We start from the raw sequence: 21,108 nt of genomic DNA on the forward strand, positions 1-21,108 counted from the left end.
AAAAGTGTAACACAAACGGATGAAATTTTAAAATAGCTTATTTTCTGCTTGACAAATTTCTAATTAAACTGTAAATGAGTAAAATCATAATTGAAAAAGGGGAAATATTTTCCCCCTTTTCTTTGCTATTAAACTACCGACTGAGCAGTAGTGTAGATCGTTACTGCCATACAAACACTTTGGCTTCGTGTGGCCCTAAGTCAGTTATGATACCATCATCACCAGCTTCGACATCATAATTGCCTGTCCACTCGTGCCATGTACCAGTGCTAGGAAAGTTAGGAACGTGATAGTCAGCTAGGAAGTTTTCTGAGAAATTTGCAATTACGACTACACGAGAACCTTCATCATTCCAACGAGTATAAGCTAATACTTTTGCTTCAGGATTTTCGTGGATAAAATCGATATTTTCTGTGTAGAGAGCATGATTGCTTTTACGCAGGTTGGTTAAGCCTTTGTATAAATCAAATAAACCACGATTTAGATCGTTACTTAACAGCGTCCAATCGATTTTGGATGATTCAGGTTGTTTAGGTTTATACTCGCCAAATTCTTCTCCCATCCAAATCAAAGGCACACCAACAGCAGTCATTAGGATGGCTACTCCTAATTTGACCCGCCGAAATGCTTCTTCGTCAAAAATCTCACGGTTCCCCAGTTCAACCATGACATGATTATGGTCGTGGTTGGTGAGGTAATTTACTACATTGGTAGCACCCAAGAAGCCTTGGCGCTTGCAGTCAATCACATCTTTGAGACGCTCTAAATCAAATGTATCACCGCAAATGTGTTCTAGAATGCAGTGATAAAAACTATCATGCCAGCAGCCATCCATTGGCCCATCTACATTGGTAATGCTGGGAGTTTCAGGAATGTGCTCGGCAACATTATAAAAAGGCTTCATGCTAGCAGTTTTTTTGGCTTCCTGAACAACCCAGTGCATGAAGTCATAGTTAGCAATTTGCCGCGCCGCATCATAACGAATACCATCAAGATGATATTCTGATATCCAAAAACGGATTGTGTCGCCAATAAATTTCCATGCTGGCTTAATATCTAATTTTTCGTCATAATGTTCGTAATTAAACTCAGGTCCCCAGTTATTATCAGGGTCACGAGGTTCGTGATGATACCAATAATCGTGGTCAATTTGCGTTAAAGGAGCAGATGCTTCTGAGTGGTTATAAATACCGTCAAGAATTACACGAATCCCTTTGCCATGACACTCATCAATCAAATTTTTTAACTCAGCAGTAGAACCATAACTTGATTCTGTTGCAAAGAAGTGACGAGGGTTGTAACCCCAACTATAATCACCAGGATATTCTTTAAGTGGCATCAACTCAATAGCGTTAATTCCTAGTTCGCACAAATAATCTAACTTTTCAATAACGTGTTTGTACTTGCCTCGTGCATAAGGGTCGTCCTCGCCACCAGAAAAGTCACCGACATGCAATTCATAAATTACTAATTCGTGGTCAGCAGGTAAAGGTTTATCATCATGTTGCCAAACATAAGTATCGGTAATCCTTTGCCCATCTTTGACTCGGATAACACCATCGTCTTTTCCACTTTGTTCATCTATATCAGTTGCATAAGGATCTGTAACATCAACCCATTGTTCTGGTTCAAAAAACCATGAATTTGATTGAACGCGGAATTTATATTTATAAACGCCGTCTTCTAGTTCAACACTTGTGCGGAAATAACCATCATCACCTTTTTCCATTGGAATTTCTTGCCAATCAGAAAAAGAACCAATTAATGCTACTCCTTTGTTATAAGGTGCAAATAAATTAAATTCAATTGGCTTTGCCATAGAAGTGTTTGTAATATCAAGGGTTGATAGAGATATTCTCTGATGCTCAATATAATTTGCAAATCGTTCTAGAGAAAGAATTATATAACTAGTGCTTCTATCTTGAGGATGAATTTATAAAGTATTTTTTAACTAATATTCAGATTATATTTAGTACACTTGCTGCCTATAATACTAATTTTTAAAAGTTTTTATTAAATTATTAATTAGCAGATATTAAGTAAAACTAAAATGGTTATTGCTAAATATCTGTTGTATAAGATTACTCAATTTTGCCGCTAGTTTTTTGCAGATAACTTAACAACCAATTTGCCGCCGTCGCCCTGCGAGTTTGCCGAGGCCCAAATTCTCCAATTTTGTAACCTTTAAAGCCCAGCTTTTCTTTTAGCATTTGTTTATTTTCAGCAGGAATGGAACGAGTCAACTTGACTGTTGCGGGGCGAGATTCAAGAAAATCTGGTGGTTGTGGGTACTCATCTTGCCATTCTGGTGCAACTAGGCTACTGTCCCATTGTGCAGTTAAGGAATCATAACGATAGCCTAAATAATGCCATAGCAACTGGTTGACTGTGGCATCATCAAGTTTATCGTCAAGAATTGCCCAAATTGTTTCTGTATTGAGTGGTGGCAGGTTAGACATAAGTAATTCAAAATTCTAAGTTGAAAAACTGACTACTGAATTAATTAAATTCACTACAGTTAGGAGGTAGTTAAAAATACTTTATCACTACTTTGCGACACTCCCAAAGAGGGGGATAATTTTATTTTTATCTATACCTGCTGGAAGATTTATCCGCTACAACCATTAGACAAACTACTAAAGTGACCCCAAATAAAGAGATTCACCAACTCAGGAGGAAAATTATGGGAATAGAGGATATGTTCAGAAATATAGTCGGTGGCAAGCAGAAACAACGTGATGAAGAATGGGATAATCGCGATCGCCAGTACAGACATCGCGGCGACGATGATGACGATGACCGCCAGTACAGACATCGCGGCGATGATGATGACGATGACCGCCAGTACAGACATCGCGGCGATGATGACGATGACGAAGAGCGGGATTAATTTTGCGAGTTGGAGTTAAAAACAGGTTGTGTATACACAAACTAGGTAGACTGGAAATCGTAAAGATTAGACCAGTCTATGCAGAATTCCACATCACTGCCAAAGATTATCCGCGCCCATGTATTCATTTCTGGCCGAGTCCACGGAGTAGGCTATCGCTATTCCACTGTGGATACAGCTAGCCAGTTGGGATTAACCGGTTGGGTGCGGAATCTCCCCGATAATCGAGTAGAGGCAGTCTTTGAAGGGGCGCGAGAGGTCGTAGATGATATGGTTCGCTGGTGTCATTCTGGGCCACCTGCTGCTGTAGTTAAAGATATTGTGGTTGAGTATGAAGAACCAGAAGGGTTGCGGGGATTTGAAGTGAAGCGGGTTGAGTAAATAGTTAGTCATTAAAACTACGCGCTCACTCTGCTAACTTGACTTTGTCCATAAACTCAAATACTGAACAAATTGAGAACCCGGTGACAGGCGATCGCATGACGATTCTTCGTTCAACTAATAATATCAATGGGGAGTATGTAAAATTCCGGTTTGAACTGCCACCCGGATCGCAAGGTAGTCCGCTACACTATCACGATACTAAGACAGAAATCTTTGAGGCCTTGAGTGGCTCACTGGAGATGGAAGTCGGAAAGAAAGGAAATATTAAAGTATTGCAGCCAGGAGAAGTCTTGCAAGTTTCTGCTGGCATATATCATAGTTTCCGCAATGCATCTGATAATTGGGTAACTTTCACTTCTGAAATCCGGGGGGCGGGTGAATTTGAGCAGATCGCTCGACGGCAAGGTAAACAAGGAAGGAACTCCTACAAATATCTTGCAATTTGCCTTGCTGATAAAAAAAGCAGATACTATCGTCGTTGGGCCACCAGTATTTTTGCAAAAGCTGACGATCGGAGTTTTAGTTAGAATTGCCTGCTTTTTGCAGGTGGATCGGTCATTGTTTAAATACAAATAAATATCCTAGTGTAATGTCTAAACTAGTGTAAGAGGGTTTTTAGTAAGAACTTCAATGCTGAAAAATAAGCACTAAAGTTCTTACTACGAGCTTGTTTACCCATCAATTTAAACTTGACAGACCGCTAGTTTACCGCCTGTGAAAATTTTGATTACAATGCAGATGTCCACTAGGCGGCGTGCTGTCTATCCACGTAAATCCAGAAGATACTCAATGAGTAATCAATTAAAAGACTACAATCCCAGCGGCGTAGGTGAAATAAATGGCAACCTCTTAGGTTTGCCCTGCGATTATCAGTCTGCAAACTTGATTGTTTTTGGTGTGCCGTGGGAAGTCACTGTTTCTTATGGGGCTGGCACTGCTAATGGCCCACAGCGAATTCTAGATGCTTCGACTCAATTAGATTTGTTCGATTTCGATCACCCTGATGGTTGGAAGCAGGGAATTTTTATGGAAGAAATTTCCCAAGATATTTTAGAAAAGAACACATACTACCGCGCTTTGGCAGCAAAAATTATTGAGCGATTAGCCGAAGGTAAACAACTTTCAGATACACCAGATTTAACATCTGTCCTTACAGAAATTAATCAGGCTGGTCAACAGGTTAATCAATGGCTGTTTGAAAATTGTCAGGCAGCAATTAATAATGGTAAGCGAGTTGCAGTCATAGGTGGAGATCACAGTTCGCCTTTAGGTTATTTTCAAGCATTAGCAGCTAAATATCCAAACTATGGCATTTTGCACATTGATGCCCACGCAGATTTACGCGATGCTTATGAGGGGTTTGAGTTTTCCCATGCGTCGATTATGTTTAATGCGATGAAAATACCGCAAATTACTAAGTTAGTGCAAGTAGGTTTGCGTGATATTAGTCATGATGAAGTGCAAATGATTGACCAATCTGATCGTCGCATTATTGCTTATTACGATCCCGCTATTAAGCAAAAGCTTTACTCTGGCACAACTTGGATTGATTTATGCCAAGAAATTATCAGTCATTTACCTGAGTATGTTTATATTAGCTTTGATGTAGATGGTTTAGATCCAAAACTATGTCCGAGTACGGGTACTCCTGTTCCAGGTGGATTGGAATTAGAGCAAACTTTTTGTCTGTTCCGAGAATTGGTCAATAGTGGAAGAAAAATTATTGGCTTTGATATCTGCGAAGTTGGTGATGCGGAGTGGGATGGTAATGTGGGAGCGCGGGTAGTTTACAAGCTGGCAAATTTGATGGATTTATCAAACAGGATTCAGGAGTCAGGATTCAGAATGGGCTAAACGCCCCGTTACCGATAACAGAATTAATTCTGTACGACACTTCTCTACGTTCGCGTAGGGCGTGTTTTCAAACTACTCGTTTAGCCTCTTAATTTTTTAGATCCCCCTAAATCCCCCTTAAAAAGGGGGACTTGAAGAGATTTTTAGCCCCCATTTTTAAGGGGTTGGGGGGATATAAGACTTTGAAAACATGCTCTAGCATCTGGCTGCGATACGCTACGCGACGCCAACGGCATGGCTTCTCTACGAGACCGCGATAGCGAGTATTCGTTCGCACAGCGTCTCGTAGAGAGCGTCGCGTGTGAACAAGAAGGTTTAAAGCCCCCACTAAATCATTCGCGTAATACCAATTCAATTAACGATCGCAACACATCCTTGAGTAAAGACGTGATGAATCGCGTCTGTACAAATGGTCTATTTGTCGCATTCTTTTTTAAATTGGTATAAGTCTCTGAAAAAGAAGATTTAGTGGTTTTCAATCAGTGGCAGGTCTGTAGCAAGATGCCGCAGAGTATCCCCTACTGATTGTTCTGACTTGTGAATTCTTTTCAACCAGAATTTCTATAAGGAACAAACAATCAATACATTAGCGTCTATCTCTATATCTCTGTTGAAACACAAATACTAAAGTAATTCCAAGTGCTGAAGTTCTGGAATTATATACTTTATTGTCTACTTAGTGGCTGGATACTATTTTTTAGTTATATTTTACTAGGAAAATCATGCTGAAAAACTACTTTAACACCAATCAAGGGCGAATTTTCACTGCTTTTATTTTGACTGGAATTTTGTCTGTTGCTAGCGGTTTAACACTTATAAAAGGTGCTACAGGGGCTTCTGCAAATTTATCGCTAGAAACAAGCAATGAAGTTATCAAAGATAATATTAAACCAAACCGTTTGCCACGTCCAGTAGCTAATGCGGTACTGCGGGATTTAGCCCGCAGGCAGGGAATTTTTACTAGACAACTGCAAATTATTGACTACAATCAACAGACTTGGCGCAATGGTTGCTTGGAACTGCCTCAAGCTGATGAATTCTGTACCCAAGCTTTAGTTCCTGGTTGGCGGGTTGTGGTATCTAATGGCAAACAAAACTGGGTTTATCATACCAATAGTAACGGGCGATCGCTACGTTTAGCTTCGGCAAATACTCCCTCAGAAAATCTGCCAAATAAATTACCCACATCTGTAAAAAATACTGTTTTACAAGCCGCATCCAGACGTTTGCAACAGCCAATTTCTCAGTTAACTATTATTGAGGCTCAACAGCAAACTTGGAGAGATAGCTGTTTAGAATTAGCTAATGCTGATGAATTCTGTACCCAAGCTTTGGTATCAGGCTGGCGGGTGGTTGTCGGCGGAGTCGGCCAAACCTTGGTTTATCATACTAATCAAACAGGTTCCGCACTCAGGCTGAATCAAAACGCTAACGAAACTACACTGGGGCCTGTGCAAATTCCAGCTAGTGAGTTACCACCACCGTTAGATCGAGATATAGTATTTCGCCAAATCTCCAGTGGGGGTTTTGTTGGCAGAACCTATGAGACTGTTTTACTCAAAGATGGGCGGCTGATTCGCGTGCGGATTGGTGATGCTAATGATTCTGAACGTAGTGTTCGCCGCGTTTCTGTGCAACAGATACAACAATTTGTGCGATCGCTAGAACGTTCTCAGTTTAGTAAATTTCGAAATTTGAGTTACCCAGCCCCCAGTGGTGCTGCTGACTATATCACCTACACCCTCACCAGCCAAGAAGGTACGGTTCAGTACAACGATATTTCTCAAAATAACCTGCCAAAGAATTTACAGACAGCAGTCAAAGCCTGGAATCAAATTGTAGCCAGCGCACAATCATAAACTTCATTAATGGAATTGAAGAATAAGAGAGTGGCGGGAACCTAGCTACAGAGTCGCCACTCTCTTATAAAGTGACGGGTTTCAAATTTCCCAGATGCTGGCGATGTCTACGACGGGCTACGCCTACGCGCTATCTTGAAAAATCAACTTTCAAGATAGCGAAACTAATGAAAGGTGTTTACGGCAATATTTGGTTGAAATACTTATCTAATTCGCCGTTTTGTAAAATACCACATAGGATTAAAATTAAACATGAAGCCAACTATTAACGATCGGCTACTCAAACCACAATATTATATTCAATTGTCAATCCCCCAAAAGAAGTATATTAAAAATTTTAATCAAACTTATTTAGTTTAAATTGAGTAAGCAAGTTTGTAGTCAGGACTAAAGTGCTTATTACAAAACCTCTTGTAGTAGTACCGCAAGGCGGAATTAAAAATTAAAAATTAAAAATTAAAAATTAAAAATGAATACAGCATAAGGGTTTCGTTGATTTGGAATGATTAGTTTATTTCTGCCGTGTTGTACTAGTACAGCACAACAGAAATCTAGCTACTATCTCAATTAACTAGATAAGTTGCTCTGAACAACTTATTAAAGGTAGGCAAATTTACACCACAGCGAACTAGTCGTTTTGCTCAACTCTACTCGAATGAGGTGAAAAAATAGCACGCTTAATCAAGTAATATAAACTTAGTTAAAAAAAATGAGTAATAGTAAATTCTATAAATTTTGGAAAAACAGGCTTGTATATTAATCAAACATTAATTACATGGAACAAGTCATTACTTCAATGGCAGATGCTTTGTTAGTAACCAGTAATTCAGGAAAAATAAAAAAAGTAAATCGTGCTGCTCAACAATTATTTGGTTTTCAAGAAGAAGAATTAATAAATCAACCAATATCATTAATTATTGATGAGGATCAATTTTTAATTAAAGCTATTTCTCAACCTTCTTATTTAAAGCGTAATGCTCAAAATCTAGAAGTGGTTTGTCGAACCAAAACTAGAGAGAAACTGTTGATTGCTTTTTCTTGCTCAGTGATTCCCAAAAAAACAGAAGGATTAGAAGATATTGTCTATATTGGTCGGGATATTACTGCTTGGCAACGTCGGGAACAGCGTACAAGTGCCCAGTATTCTATTACTCGTATATTATCAGAATCACAAAGCATAAAGCAGGGAATCCCCCAAATTTTACAGTCGATTTGTCAAAACTTGGGATGGGATTTAGGCGAACTTTGGACACCAAGCCAATATATTGGCACTTCTCTACAAGGAGATAGTCTTAATGCAGTACTAAGATGTGTGGAAATTTGGTCAAGTCGATTAGTTTCTGTCCGAGAGTTTAAAGCAATCACTTGGCAAACTACTTATATACCTGGTGTTGGCTTACCTGGTCGAATTTGGATCGGGCGTTTACCTTTGTGGATTAAAGATATCACAGTAGATGGAGATCAAAGGCGATCGCTACCGGCTGCGGAGGCTGGATTGCACGCAGCTTTTGGCTTTCCCATTTTAGACGATAGTGAAATCTTAGGAGTGATGGTTTTCTTTAGTCGGGAGTTACTACCAAAAGATAAAGACCTATTGCAAATGATGGGTTCTATTGGTAGCCAAATTGCCCAATTTATCAAACGCAAACAAGCAGAAGATGCTCTTGTAGAAAGTGAAGAGCGATATCGAGATTTATTTGAAAATGCTAATGACTTGATTCAATGTGTCAATCCATCTGGTCGTTTTTTGTACGTTAATCGTGCATGGCGAGAAACTTTGGGATATAGCGAAGCTGAAATTGCGAATATGAGTATTTTCGATATTATACATCCAGAGTTTAAACAAAGCTGTTTGCAAAGATTTTATCGCGTACTATCAGGGGAAAAGCTTGGGCAAGTAACAGCTATATTTGTTACTAAAGACGGTCAAACAATCTTTTTAGAAGGTAATATTAATTGTAAATTTGTTGAAGGTCATCCAGTTGCGATTCGCGGCATTTTTCGCAATGTAAGCCAGCGAGTAGCAGCAGAAGAAGCACTTCGTTATCAGCAGAAAGAAACCGAACGTTTATTGCTGAATATTTTGCCAGTCGCAATTTCTAGAGAAGTGAAAGAACAACCAGCTAAAATTGCCGAAGACTTTGCTGATGTCACAGTTTTATTTGCAGATATCGTCGGCTTCACCGAAATTGCTACTTCTATGAGTGCAGTTCAACTGCTGAACCTACTCAACCCAATTTTCTCAGTTTTCGATCGCCTCACCGAACGATATAGTTTAGAGAGAATCAGAACCATTAACGATGCTTATGTGGTGGTTGGTGGCTTACCTACACGTCGCCAAGATCGCGCTCAAGCGATCGCTCTGATGGCACTGGATATGCAAACTGCGATCGCTCTATTTAATACTGAGAATAACCAAAATTTCAGCATCCGTATCGGCATCCATAGCGGTTCGGTAGTGGGGGAAGTCATCGATCTGAATAAGTTTACTTATGAAGTCTATAAAGACACAGTAAACATCGCTCGCTCTATGGAATCCCAAGGTGTTGCTGGTAAAATCCAAGTTACAGAAAATACTTATAAGTGCTTGTGTGATGAATTTGTATTTGAAAAACGAGGCGAAATTGAAGTTAAAGGCAAAGGGAAGATGACAACTTATTTGTTGATTGGACGCAAGGGATGAGGGCATTGGGAAAGAGGAGGCAGGAGGCAGGAGGCAGGAGGCAAAAGTTCTTGAATTTTGAATTTTGAATTTTGAATTGAGTTCTCCCCTGCTCCCTGCCTCTTCCCTAGTGAGTATTCGGAATCAGCCGTCCACAGGGATAAGTTGCTGTTTGCTGTGAAGCACTTTCAGCAACTGCTGCTGGAACTCGATCTGATGGTCTGGTTTTGGCTGCTAGATAATCTTTTTGCAGTTTATCTAAAATGGCTTCTCGCCTGTCGTATATACGCTTCAGGGGACGAGGCTGGCATTTGTTTAACACATACGCTGTCACCAGTGGTAGAGCGATCGTGCTATCGGTATAACAAACTATTGTGTTAGGTAACTCATCCGGGTCAATTTTACCCCAGCTGACAGCTTCTGATGGGGTCGCCCCAGATAAACCGCCTGTATCTGGACGCGCATCGGTAAATTGTACAAAGTAATCGTGTCCTCGTTCTTCCAATCCCAGAACCTCGTGAAGTTGCGGTTGGGTTTGTAGCAAAAAGTTTTTAGGACTACCGCCACCAAGAATTACAGCCGCACTTTTACCTCCTGATTCACGGGCATTATATGCGATCGCTGCTGTCTCATTCACGTCAATTGATGGATCTATCACCAGCTGCGAACCTTCTAATGCTAAAGCCGCCACGTTCATCCCAATTGAGCTATCGCCTGGAGAAGATGTATAAATCGGTACGCCATATTCATAAGCTGTAGCTAGCAAGCAGGAATGCTGCACACCCAATTGCTTTTCTACTTCTCGGACATATTTACCTAATAAATGGTGAAACTCAGCCGTTCCCATCCGCTTCTGAAACGCTTCTCCTTGGAGAATCTTGCGGATAAACGCATCAGTTTCTAGCAGCACATCGTAACCAAAAATAATGTCATAAATGCGGATTGTACCTTCTTGGCGCAGTTTCACATCATCCAAAAACGGATTACCAGCAAAGAGTTCAAAACCCAAACCATAGTGCATATCGTGGTAAAGATTTGCACCAGTGCTAATCATCCAGTCAATAAAGCCGTTGCGAATTAAGGGTGCAAGTGCTGAAACCCCAAATCCTGCTGGCGTCATCGCACCGGAAAGACTAACTCCCACCGTGACACCTTCTGTTAGTACATCGCGACTCAGTAGTTGGCAGATTTCCCGCAACCGCGCTGAGTTGTAAGCGGTGAAGTATCCATCGATCAAATCCACTACACTGATATCATTTGATATCGGTGTAGGTGCAATTTTTTGACCCAGCTGTTTAGACATTTTGGCACTCCCGAACAGTAAACACGCCGCCGAATCTAATGTTATCTAGCTTTCAGCCAAAGTGATAGCAATACTTTTTGATCGCTAGCTTGAAAAAGCTAGTGAGGAGTAGGAGAAGAAACCTTTTTCAGCCCTTTTGAGATTTTTCTATGATTAGCTGTCTTGAAACCTTATAAGCATTTCACAGGCACATTAATCAGATGGCTGCGAAAGTATACCATAGCTTGACTAACACTTGATGTAATCCAGTGTGTGCGATCGCTTTTTCGGTTTTGGAATGGTGATGCCTTAATGGACATTAGTTGCAAAAATTAACAATAAGTATTTTTTCTTTAATAACTATCTTAAATCTTTTAACTATCTGCTTAACTGTCTTAACTGTCTTAACTGTTTTCAATTTTTGATTTAATTATCTGCTTAACTGTCTTAACTGTCTTAACTGTCTTCTAATTCTTCAATTTTTGATTTAACTATTTGCTTAACGGCTTCAATGTACGGCTTGCTTTTTATTTACAACTATGAAAAGTTATGAGAACACCACGATCCAGTAATTAAAATTTATTTGCCAACAACTTCAAATATTAGTCCTATAGTTCGTTATTTAGATATTATCGCCTTGAAACGAGCCACCACGAGCAAACCACATGTGGGGATCTAGCTGGGTGCTGATGATACTTGTGAACTGCAACGATGCTCAGATCGGCCACCAAACAAAGATAGCAAGAAGACCCCAGAGGAGGTTTAGCGCAGATCATGCAACCCTTTGAACTGCCAGAATTTTACACGCCTTGGCCCGCACGGCTGAACCCAAACCTGGAACCGGCACGAGTCCATTCCAAAGCCTGGGCTTACCAGATGGGGATACTTGGCTCAGAAGAGGAAGCGGAAAGCTCGGTTATCTGGGACGAGCGCACATTCGATGCTCACGACTACGCCTTGCTTTGCTCGTATACCCATCCAGATGCACCAGGAACGGAGCTTGACCTAGTGACCGACTGGTATGTTTGGGTGTTCTTCTTCGACGATCACTTCCTGGAAATCTATAAGCGTACCCAAGACATGGCTGGGGCGAAGGAGTATCTCGGCAGACTACCAATGTTCATGCCAATTTACCCCACCGAAACCCCGCCAGTACCTACCAACCCCGTGGAGTGCGGCTTGGCCGACCTGTGGTCTCGCACCGCCTTTACTAAATCTGTGGAGTGGCGACTTCGATTCTTCGAGAGTACTAAGAACCTTCTGGAAGAGTCTCTGTGGGAACTCGCCAATATCAACCAGGATCGGGTTGCCAACCCCATCGAATACATCGAAATGCGCCGCAAGGTTGGTGGCGCTCCGTGGTCAGCGGATCTCGTCGAACACGCCGTATTTATAGAGATTCCGCCCCAAATCGCCTCGACTCGGCCAATGCGTATCCTCAAAGATACATTTGCTGATGGAGTGCATCTTCGCAACGATTTATTCTCTTACCAGAGAGAAGTGGAGGATGAAGGCGAAAATGCCAATTGCGTGTTGGTCTTGGAGCGCTTCTTGAATGTGAGTACCCAAGAAGCGGCTAACCTCACCAACGAACTGCTGACCTCGCGGTTATACCAGTTTGATAACACTGCCGTCACCGAGTTGCCCCCCCTCTTTGAGGAGTACAGACTAGACCCAGTGGCTCGTGTGAACGTTCTCCTTTACATCAAAGGACTTCAGGACTGGCAGTCAGGCGGTCACGAGTGGCACATGCGATCGAGCCGTTACATGAACAAGGGAGGAGACAATTCTCCAACATCTACGGTTCTGGGAGGCCCTACAGGGCTAGGCACATCGGCTGCGCGTATTCAATCGTTATATGCCGCCTTGGGTTTGGGAAGGTTCAAGAGCTTTACTCACGTTCCATACCAGGCTGTTGGGCCAGTAACGCTGCCGAAGTTTTATATGCCCTTCACCACAAGCTTGAATCCCCATTTGAATGCTGCGCGGAAGCATTCCAAGGAATGGGCGCGCCAGATGGGGATGCTGGAATCACTACCTGGGATTCCTGATGCCGTCATCTGGGATGACCACAAGTTTGATGTTGCCGACGTAGCTCTTTGCGGTGCGTTGATCCATCCGAATGGGTCTGGTCCTGAGCTGAATCTGACAGCGTGCTGGCTTGTTTGGGGAACCTATGCCGACGATTACTTCCCGGCACTCTACGGGAATAACCGCAACATGGCTGGTGCGAAAGTGTTCAATGCCCGACTATCAGCGTTCATGCCTCTGGATGACTCCACCCCCAGCGAGGTTCCGACCAATCCGGTGGAAGCTGGCTTGGCAGATATTTGGTCTCGCACTGCTGGCCCCATGTCCACAAACGCGCGGACTCAGTTCCGCCGCGCAATCCAGGATATGACTGACAGCTGGGTGTGGGAACTCGCCAACCAGATCCAAAATCGGATTCCCGACCCGATAGATTATATTGAAATGCGCCGTAAGACCTTTGGCTCGGATCTGACCATGAGTCTGTCCCGACTGGCTCAGGGGAGCGAGATCCCGCAGGAGATTTACCGCACCCGAACGATGCGATCGCTTGATAATTCCGCCGCCGACTTCGCCTGTTTTACCAACGATATCTTTTCCTATCAGAAAGAAATCGAATTCGAGGGCGAAATCCATAACTGTGTGCTGGTCGTTCAGAATTTCCTCAACTGCGGTAAACCACAGGCTGTTGAAGTTGTCAACAACCTGATGACCTCTAGGGCGCTCCAGTTTCAACTCATCGTCGCCACCGAACTGCCGGTTCTTTTCGATGATTTCAACCTGGATGCAAGTACCCGCGAGAAACTGCTCGGATACGTCAAGAAACTAGAGCAGTGGATGTGCGGCGTCCTCAAATGGCATATAACGGTAGACCGCTATAAGGAATTTGAATTGCGTAATTCCTTAGCAGGGCGGCTACTTAGCGGGCCCAGAGGGCTGGGTACTTCAGCTAGGCGTATTGGATCGGTAAGGGTTTAAGGTCATTACTCGGTCAATGAAGTTAGGTTTTTTGTCGGTGAATAGAGTTTTCAAGGTCAGTGTGCGATCGCGTGAAATCGGTTTTTTTAGTAATTAAAAAGTGGAGGATTAAGTTGTGACGTATTCTAACGATCCCAATTTGAATGTAGAAGATCAGCAGCCCCATTTAACTTTAAGTACAGCAGCAGCGCGGAATTTGGCGACAACGGCCAAATCTGCACCGCAAACCCAGGAAATTACATCGCGGTGGTTATTGAAACTGTTGCCGTGGGTGCAGACAAAAGGTGGCGCTTATCGGGTCAACCGTCGGTTGAGTTATTCCGTGGGTGATGGACGGGTGACTTTCACCAACACTGGAGCTGCGGTGCAGGTGATTCCCCTGGAACTTACTGAGTTGCCCTTGCTGCGAGGGTTTAACAACCTTGACGTATTGATCGGGTTAGCAAACCAGTTTGTTCAGCAGGAGTACGCTCCAGATGATGTAATCGTTGAACTTGGCCAGCCTGCCGATCGCGTGATTCTAATTGCTCGTGGTAAGGTCAACAAGATTGGTGTTGGCAAGTATGGCGAGCAGATCGTGTACGATGTGCTAGCTGACGGCGACCATTTCGGCGATGAAACTGTGGTGCAGTCGGAAGATACTTGGCAGTACACCCTCAAGGCGATTACTAGAACCATCGTTTTATCGCTGCCTCAAGCGGTGTTTGAGAGGGCGATCGCTCAGTCTGAGGCGTTGCGAACTCATGTTGAACAGTTCCGCGTTCGCCTGAGCCAGCCACAGACTCCCCAAGGTGAAGCCGCTATTGAGCTGGCGGCTAATCATCCCCAAGAGGCTGAGTTGCCGGGAACCTTCGCCGATTACGAACTCAAACCCAGAGAATATGAGTTGAGCATTGCTCAAACGGTGTTGCGAGTAAGTACGCGGGTAGCCGATCTGTACAACGAACCGTACAACCAGACAGAAGAACAACTGCGGCTGACTATCGAGGCATTGCGGGAACGTCAAGAACACGAGTTGCTCAACAACCGCGAATTCGGGTTGCTGCACAACGCCGACCTCAAACAGCGTATCTACAGCACTAGCGGCGCACCTACCCCCGATGACTTGGACGAACTGTTGGCGACAGTATGGAAGGAGCCGGGATTCTTCCTGGCTCACCCCCGGACGATCGCTGCCTTCGGTCGTGAGGCCAACCGCCTGGGTCTCTATCCACAAAGCGTAGATGTGAACGGCGTTCAGGTCACATCTTGGCGCGGCGTACCTATCTTTCCTTCCAGCAAGATCCCCATCACCAATAACCGCACCAGTTCTATCCTTTTACTCCGCACTGGTGTAGAAAAACAAGGGGTAATCGGCTTACATCAAACTGGTATCCCCGATGAATATCAACCCAGCTTGTCTGTTCGATTTATGGGCATCAGTGAAAAGGCAATCATCTCCTACCTCGTCACCGCCTACTACTCCGCAGCCGTCCTCGTTCCTGACGCACTTGGCATCCTCGAAGATGTCGAAATCGGGCGCTAAATATTCGTGAAAGGATTTAGGCAACTGGCAGATGGAACTAATTTGGCTTTAATGCTGCTGATAAATCAAAGCTTACAAGTATTACAGCAATTTTCAGTTAATTAAACCACAAATATTGGTAAGGGCACAGCATTGCTGTGCCCCTACTGCGTGGTCTATTTCTCTGCAAAAGGCTGTATGCAATTGAAGCTATGTGGCAGTTGACGCACTTTTATTAGTAACTAGAGGATGAGGTGATGACGGATTTTATTGAATCAAATTTAAATGTTGAGAGTGGACAACCTCAACTGAGTTTGAGTAAAGATGCTGCGCGTAATTTGTCCACCACCACCAAATCTGCACCGCAGACGCAGGAAATTACCTCGCGGTGGTTGTTGAAGATGTTGCCGTGGGTGCAGACGAAGGGTGGCACTTATCGGGTTAACCGTCGGTTGACCTATACTGTGGGTGATGGACGGTTGAGTTTCTCCAACACTGGAGCGGCAGTGCAGGTGATTCCCCAAGAACTTGGTGAGTTGCCCTTGCTGCGAGGGTTTGACGATACCGAGGTGCTGAGGGCGTTGGCAAGTCGGTTTGTTCAGCAGGAGTTCGCAGCTGGTGATATCATTGTCCAGTCAGGTCAGCCAGCCAATCAGCTTTTCTTGATCGCACATGGCAAAGTGAACAAGATTGGTATTGGCAAGTATGACGAGCAGCCTCTGTTGGATATGCTAGCTGACGGTGATTATTTTGGCGAACAGGTGTTAGTGGAGTCAGAAAGCAATTGGAAGTTCACCGTCAAAGCTGTGACCCGATGCACCGTATTGGCGCTACCACAACAGGCATTTCGAGAACAGCTCAACCAGTCGCAGGCGTTGCAGGCTCAACTTGAGCAGTTTAGGACTCGCGCAGAACTTCCACAAAACAAGTACGGAGAAGCTGCGATCGCGTTGTCAACCAGTCATAGCACTGAGACGACATTACCGGGAACATTTGTTGACTACGAACTTTCACCCCGCGAATATCAGTTAAGCATTGCTCAGACTGTGTTGCGAGTAAGTACTCGCGTTGCGGATCTTTACAATCAACCATACAACCAGACCGAAGAACAATTGCGGCTGACGATTGAGGCATTGCGGGAACGTCAAGAATACGAGTTGATCAACAACCGCGAATTTGGATTGTTGCACAACGCCGACCTCAAACAGCGCATCTACACCCGCAGTGGTCCCCCCACTCCCGATGACCTTGATGAATTAGTCACCCGTCGGCGGAAGCCGAGGTTCTTCTTGGCTCATCCCCGCACTATTGCAGCCTTCGGTCGCCAGTGCAACCGTCGAGGCGTCTATCCAGACACCATAGACATGGATGGGAGCAAAATAATCACGTGGCGCAATGTACCAATTCTTCCCTGTAACAAGATCCCGATTACTAAGAATCAGACCAGTTCTATCCTTATACTCCGCACTGGTGAGAAAGATCAGGGTGTGATTGGCTTACATCAAACTGGTATCCCCGATGAATACCAACCTAGTTTGTCCGTCCGATTCATGGGCATCAGTGAAAAGGCCATTATCTCCTACCTCGTCACCGCCTACTACTCCGCAGCTGTCCTCATTCCCGACGCACTTGGCATCCTCGAAGATGTGGAAATCGGTTTGTAACTTTTTTGAGTGGAATATGAGTCAATTTTGCTAAACTTTCAGTTACCCTGAAACTCATAACTCACCACTCAGGACTAATGCAAGATAGGCAAGAACAAATTTCGCAAGTGGTAGTGACTGCTGGGCAGATGCGCGATATTGAAAAGCGGATCTTTGCAGCGGGAATGCCTGTAGTTGCTTTGATGGAAAAGGTGGCGGGATTAATTGCCCGTCGCATTCCAGAAATTCCTGCAAACACCCCTTTCTTAAGAGTATCTCGTGTAGGAATTCTTGTCGGCCCCGGTCATAATGGCGGCGATGCTTTAGTCGTAGCCCGTGAATTATACTTTCGCGGGTATGAGGTTTGGATTTATTCTCCTTTTTCTAAGCTTAAAGAATTAACTTCGCAGCACTTGCAATATGCCCAGAGTTTGGGCATTCTAATTTATCAAACAATTGAGCAACTGCCAGATTCTGATTTGTTGATTGATGGCTTGTTTGGATTTGGTTTAGAAAGAAATTTGACCGATCCCATTGCCTCTGCAATTAATCAGCTAAATGAATTATCTATACCGATTTATAGTATCGATTTACCTTCAGGTTTACACACCGACACAGGCGAAGTATTGGGAACTGCCATTCGCGCCACTCACACATTTTGCTTAGGTTTATGGAAACTCGCTTTCTTCCAAGATCGAGCGTTGGAATATCTTGGTAAAGCTGAGTTAATCGATTTTGATATTCCTTTAGCTGATGTAGAAGCTGTTCTCAAAGATGCACCTAAAATTAAACTTATTACACGAGCAAAGGCACTTGCTACTTTACCTTTACCCCGTCCAGCAGTTACTCACAAATATAAGGAAGGACATTTACTGCTGATTTGCGGTTCGCGACGCTATGCAGGTGGAGCAATTTTAACTGGTTTGGGTGCTAGGGCTAGTGGTGTCGGGATGCTTTCGATTGCCGTACCCGAATCCTTGAAATCTCTTTTGGTATCACACTTGCCAGAAGCGTTAATTGTCGGTTGTCCAGAGACGGAAAGTGGAGCGATCGCCCACCTAAAATTACCACAAAACACCGATCTGAGTTCCTTTAATGCGATCGCTTGTGGCCCCGGTTTAACACGAGATGCTACGCCCATTGTGCAAGAAGCGATCGATAGCAATCGCCCTTTGCTTCTCGATGCCGATGGTTTGAATATCTTGGCACAAATGGGAGCGATCGCCACATTAAAAAAACGCCAAGCAGTAACCGTACTCACACCTCACACTGGCGAATTTGAGCGATTGTTTCCTGATGTCGCCGATGCCAAACACGACAAAGTGAAAGCCGTACAAGAAGCGGCCGCGCAAAGTGGGGCGATAGTGTTGTTGAAAGGGGCAAGAACTGCGATCGCAAACCCTCAAGGTGCTGTTTGGATTGTTCCTGAAAGCACACCCGCCTTAGCGCGTGGTGGTAGCGGCGATGTGTTAACTGGGCTACTGGGTGGATTGTTAGCGCAAGCAGGAACTAAACAGATTCCTGTAGAAGATATTGTCGCAACTGCCGCTTGGTGGCATTCGCAAGCAGGTATTTTAGCAGCCCAAGAGCGTACCGAATTGGGTGTAGATGCGTTTACATTGACACAATATTTGATGAAAGCTCTAACTTAGTCAAATTCCTCGTTCCCAGTCTCCGACAGGAAACGAGGAAACGAGGAATGAGGAATTGGGATCAGGGATTGACTAAATACCAACGCTGTAGCGCCAACCGTTGAATTTCGCGCCAGGGAATATCATGCTTTCGGGCTAAGTCTGCACAATCTTCATATTCTGGCTGCACATTTGCAATAACTTTTTCTGGCGATCGCCCTTTCCATGCTATTTTCACGCGCACTTTGCCATATTCCGTTTCCACTTGTTGAATTTCCCGTTGTAAGATGGCGCGTTGCTGAGTTGTTCGCCGAATACCCAAGGTTGTAGTTTCGCGGAAGATAACGGCTTCACAACTGAGTAAATTTTCTGGATAACAAATCACAGTTAGCAAAATTCCTGGACGCGACTTTTTCATACCGATCGCTTGGGTAAAAACATCCAGCGCACCAGCCGCAAACAACGCCTCAAATGCATAGCCGATAGCTTGTGGACTTAAATCATCAATTTGGGTTTCTAATACAGAGATGGTTTCCAAATTTGAGCTAGTTTCTTCAGAATCACTGAAATTTGACTGTAAACTTGTGCTTTCACCCAACCAGAGGCGTAAAATATTGGGAATGGGTAAATTTATGGTTCCTGCTCCCAGTCCTATCTGCTTGATAGCGATCGCAGGTGGTGAACCAAAATCTCTTGCCAAAGTAGTGGCGATCGCGGCTCCTGTTGGTGTTACTAATTCTTTGTCAATGCCATTACTATAAACTGGACAACCCCGCATTTCCCACAGCTTTAATACCGCTGGGACTGGTACTGCCATCTGACCATGTGCAGCCCGAACAGTGCCGCCACCAGTCGGAAACGCCGAGCAGTAAAGTAGGGGCAATCCTTCATCATTGCTCTCAATCCCCAACCAATCCAACCCCAGGCAAGTACCCACAATATCTACGATCGCATCTATAGCACCCACCTCATGAAAATGAACTTTTTCAGGTGCAATGCCATGCACTGCCCCTTCTGCCACCGCTAGCTGTCGGAATACCGCCAAACTCCAAGCTTCTGCCCGTGATGGCAACCCCGCTTTGAGAATCATCTGCTCTATTTCTGGCAAGTGGCGTGTGTGATGGTGACTGTGTTCGCCATCGTGCTGATGGTGGTGATGGCGATCGTGTACTAAATCCACATGGACTTTAGTTGCCTGTTGACCATTCCGTTGGACAAGTTCTGCCCTTAACTGATATTCCTGTTCAATACCCAACCCATTAAGTTTTTCAATTAAATACTCCACAGGAACACCCAAACTTACCAAAGCACCCAGGCACATATCACCAGAAATTCCTGTCGGACATTGAAGATAAGCGATTTTATTCATAATAAATTTGTCATTAGTCATTAGTCATTAGTCATTAGTCATTAGTCATTAGTCATTAGTCATGGGGCATTGGGCATTGGGAATTGATCAATAATTAATAGTTCTTCTTCCTCTGCCCCTCTGCCCCCCTGCCCCTCTGCCCCTCTGCCCCCCAATCCCCAATCCCCAATCCCCGTCCTATGGCAAAAATTTTCCCAGTTCATCCGGATAATCCTCAAATTCGCCGAATAGAGGAAATAAAGTCGGCGCTCTCTAGTGGCGCAGTCATGCTTTACCCTACTGATACAGTCTATGCGATCGGTTGTGATTTGAATGCTAAGTCGGCGGTAGAACGAGTGCGGCAAATTAAACAGCTAGCAAACGATAAACCATTGACATTTTTATGTCCCTCGCTTTCAAATGTGGCAACTTATGCCTTCGTAAGTGACACAGCCTATCGGATTATGAAACGCCTGATTCCAGGGCCATACACGTTTTTGCTCCCAGCTACGAAGTTAGTACCGCGATTGGTGCAAAGCCCCAAGCGGAAAACTACTGGAATTAGAGTACCAAACCATACTGTGTGTTTGGAGTTGCTGGCAGCGTTGGGCAATCCGATTATTTCCACTTCAGCACATCTGCCACCAGATGAAGCAGATAATGGCATGATTCGGATAGATCCTGAAACGATTCAGTCGCGGGTAGAGCTATTCGATCGTTTGGACAAGTTGGTAGACATAATTGTAGACACTGGCGAGGAACCTACTTATGAAGTATCCACCATCTTGGATATGACTGGAGACGAAGCAGCAATTATACGGAGGGGTTTAGGTTGGGAAACAGCAGCAGCATGGGTATAAGAATCCCCTTTCACAGGCGCACCTTTCCGTTTCGGAAATTGCGATAAAAATAACTCCAGTTTTAAAATTGTCATATTTAAAAGCGATGTCTATGATGGGCTGTTCCGTGAAGCCGTGGATATAAGAGGATGGTGGCAAAACTTGGCACAGTAAGGTATTTGACAACTTTAAGAAAATAGCGGGTA

15 protein-coding genes are annotated in these 21,108 nt (G+C 44.0%); 11 read left to right on the top strand and 4 right to left on the bottom strand.

Going from position 1 to position 21,108, the window contains the following annotated elements:
* Positions 1–160: 160 nt before the first annotated feature.
* Positions 161–1,819 (bottom strand): alpha-amylase family glycosyl hydrolase, encoded by a 1,659-nt coding sequence (locus AC1F2U_RS28070; RefSeq protein WP_480264118.1) that lies wholly within the window; start codon positions 1,817–1,819, stop codon positions 161–163.
* Between the two features lie 262 nt (positions 1,820–2,081).
* A complete protein-coding gene (locus AC1F2U_RS28075; protein WP_480264119.1) occupies positions 2,082–2,459 on the bottom strand; it encodes a DUF1823 family protein in 378 nt (125 codons plus the stop codon).
* A 239-nt stretch (positions 2,460–2,698) separates the two neighbouring features.
* On the opposite strand from AC1F2U_RS28075, the gene AC1F2U_RS28080 reads away from it, so the two are divergent.
* The 6 genes from AC1F2U_RS28080 (at position 2,699) to AC1F2U_RS28105 (ending at position 9,670) form a co-directional block, all read left to right on the top strand.
* A complete protein-coding gene (locus AC1F2U_RS28080) occupies positions 2,699–2,890 on the top strand; it encodes a polyribonucleotide nucleotidyltransferase (protein WP_480264120.1) in 192 nt (63 codons plus the stop codon).
* A gap of 78 nt (positions 2,891–2,968) precedes the next feature.
* A complete protein-coding gene (locus AC1F2U_RS28085; RefSeq protein WP_480264121.1) occupies positions 2,969–3,271 on the top strand; it encodes an acylphosphatase in 303 nt (100 codons plus the stop codon).
* Positions 3,272–3,315: 44 nt separating this feature from the next.
* Complete coding sequence (locus tag AC1F2U_RS28090; RefSeq protein ID WP_480264122.1) at positions 3,316–3,801, top strand: cupin domain-containing protein; 486 nt, start codon at positions 3,316–3,318, stop codon at positions 3,799–3,801.
* 262 nt (positions 3,802–4,063) lie between these two features.
* Positions 4,064–5,128, top strand: coding sequence for an agmatinase SpeB (gene speB, locus AC1F2U_RS28095; RefSeq protein WP_480264123.1), 1,065 nt, complete (start codon positions 4,064–4,066; stop codon positions 5,126–5,128).
* A gap of 722 nt (positions 5,129–5,850) precedes the next feature.
* Positions 5,851–6,987, top strand: coding sequence for a hypothetical protein (locus tag AC1F2U_RS28100; RefSeq protein ID WP_480264124.1), 1,137 nt, complete (start codon positions 5,851–5,853; stop codon positions 6,985–6,987).
* Positions 6,988–7,762: 775 nt separating this feature from the next.
* Positions 7,763–9,670, top strand: a complete 1,908-nt coding sequence (locus tag AC1F2U_RS28105) for an adenylate/guanylate cyclase domain-containing protein (protein WP_480264125.1) — start codon at positions 7,763–7,765, stop codon at positions 9,668–9,670.
* Between the two features lie 106 nt (positions 9,671–9,776).
* Here AC1F2U_RS28105 and AC1F2U_RS28110 read toward each other — a convergent pair whose 3' ends face one another.
* Positions 9,777–10,952, bottom strand: a complete 1,176-nt coding sequence (locus AC1F2U_RS28110; RefSeq protein WP_480264126.1) for a homospermidine biosynthesis protein — start codon at positions 10,950–10,952, stop codon at positions 9,777–9,779.
* Positions 10,953–11,705: 753 nt separating this feature from the next.
* Between AC1F2U_RS28110 and AC1F2U_RS28115 the strand changes: the two genes are divergently transcribed.
* The 4 genes from AC1F2U_RS28115 to AC1F2U_RS28130 all read left to right on the top strand — a co-directional run bounded on the left by AC1F2U_RS28115 (position 11,706) and on the right by AC1F2U_RS28130 (position 18,736).
* Positions 11,706–13,937 carry a family 2 encapsulin nanocompartment cargo protein terpene cyclase gene (locus AC1F2U_RS28115; protein WP_480264127.1) on the top strand — a complete coding sequence of 744 codons (2,232 nt, stop codon included), beginning with the start codon at positions 11,706–11,708 and terminating at the stop codon, positions 13,935–13,937.
* A gap of 115 nt (positions 13,938–14,052) precedes the next feature.
* Positions 14,053–15,462, top strand: a complete 1,410-nt coding sequence (locus AC1F2U_RS28120; RefSeq protein ID WP_480264128.1) for a family 2B encapsulin nanocompartment shell protein — start codon at positions 14,053–14,055, stop codon at positions 15,460–15,462.
* 236 nt (positions 15,463–15,698) lie between these two features.
* On the top strand, positions 15,699–17,105 hold the full coding sequence (locus AC1F2U_RS28125) for a family 2B encapsulin nanocompartment shell protein (protein WP_480264129.1): 1,407 nt from the start codon (positions 15,699–15,701) through the stop codon (positions 17,103–17,105).
* Positions 17,106–17,182: 77 nt separating this feature from the next.
* On the top strand, positions 17,183–18,736 hold the full coding sequence (locus AC1F2U_RS28130; protein WP_480264130.1) for an NAD(P)H-hydrate dehydratase: 1,554 nt from the start codon (positions 17,183–17,185) through the stop codon (positions 18,734–18,736).
* 61 nt (positions 18,737–18,797) lie between these two features.
* Here AC1F2U_RS28130 and larC read toward each other — a convergent pair whose 3' ends face one another.
* Positions 18,798–20,084: a nickel pincer cofactor biosynthesis protein LarC gene (larC, locus tag AC1F2U_RS28135; RefSeq protein WP_480264139.1), complete on the bottom strand. Its 1,287-nt coding sequence runs from the start codon at positions 20,082–20,084 to the stop codon at positions 18,798–18,800.
* Positions 20,085–20,263: 179 nt separating this feature from the next.
* Between larC and AC1F2U_RS28140 the strand changes: the two genes are divergently transcribed.
* Positions 20,264–20,923, top strand: a complete 660-nt coding sequence (locus AC1F2U_RS28140) for an L-threonylcarbamoyladenylate synthase (protein ID WP_480264131.1) — start codon at positions 20,264–20,266, stop codon at positions 20,921–20,923.
* The last annotated feature ends 185 nt before the right edge of the window (positions 20,924–21,108 follow it).

The sequence above is a fragment of the Nostoc sp. LEGE 12454 genome (assembly GCF_056620565.1).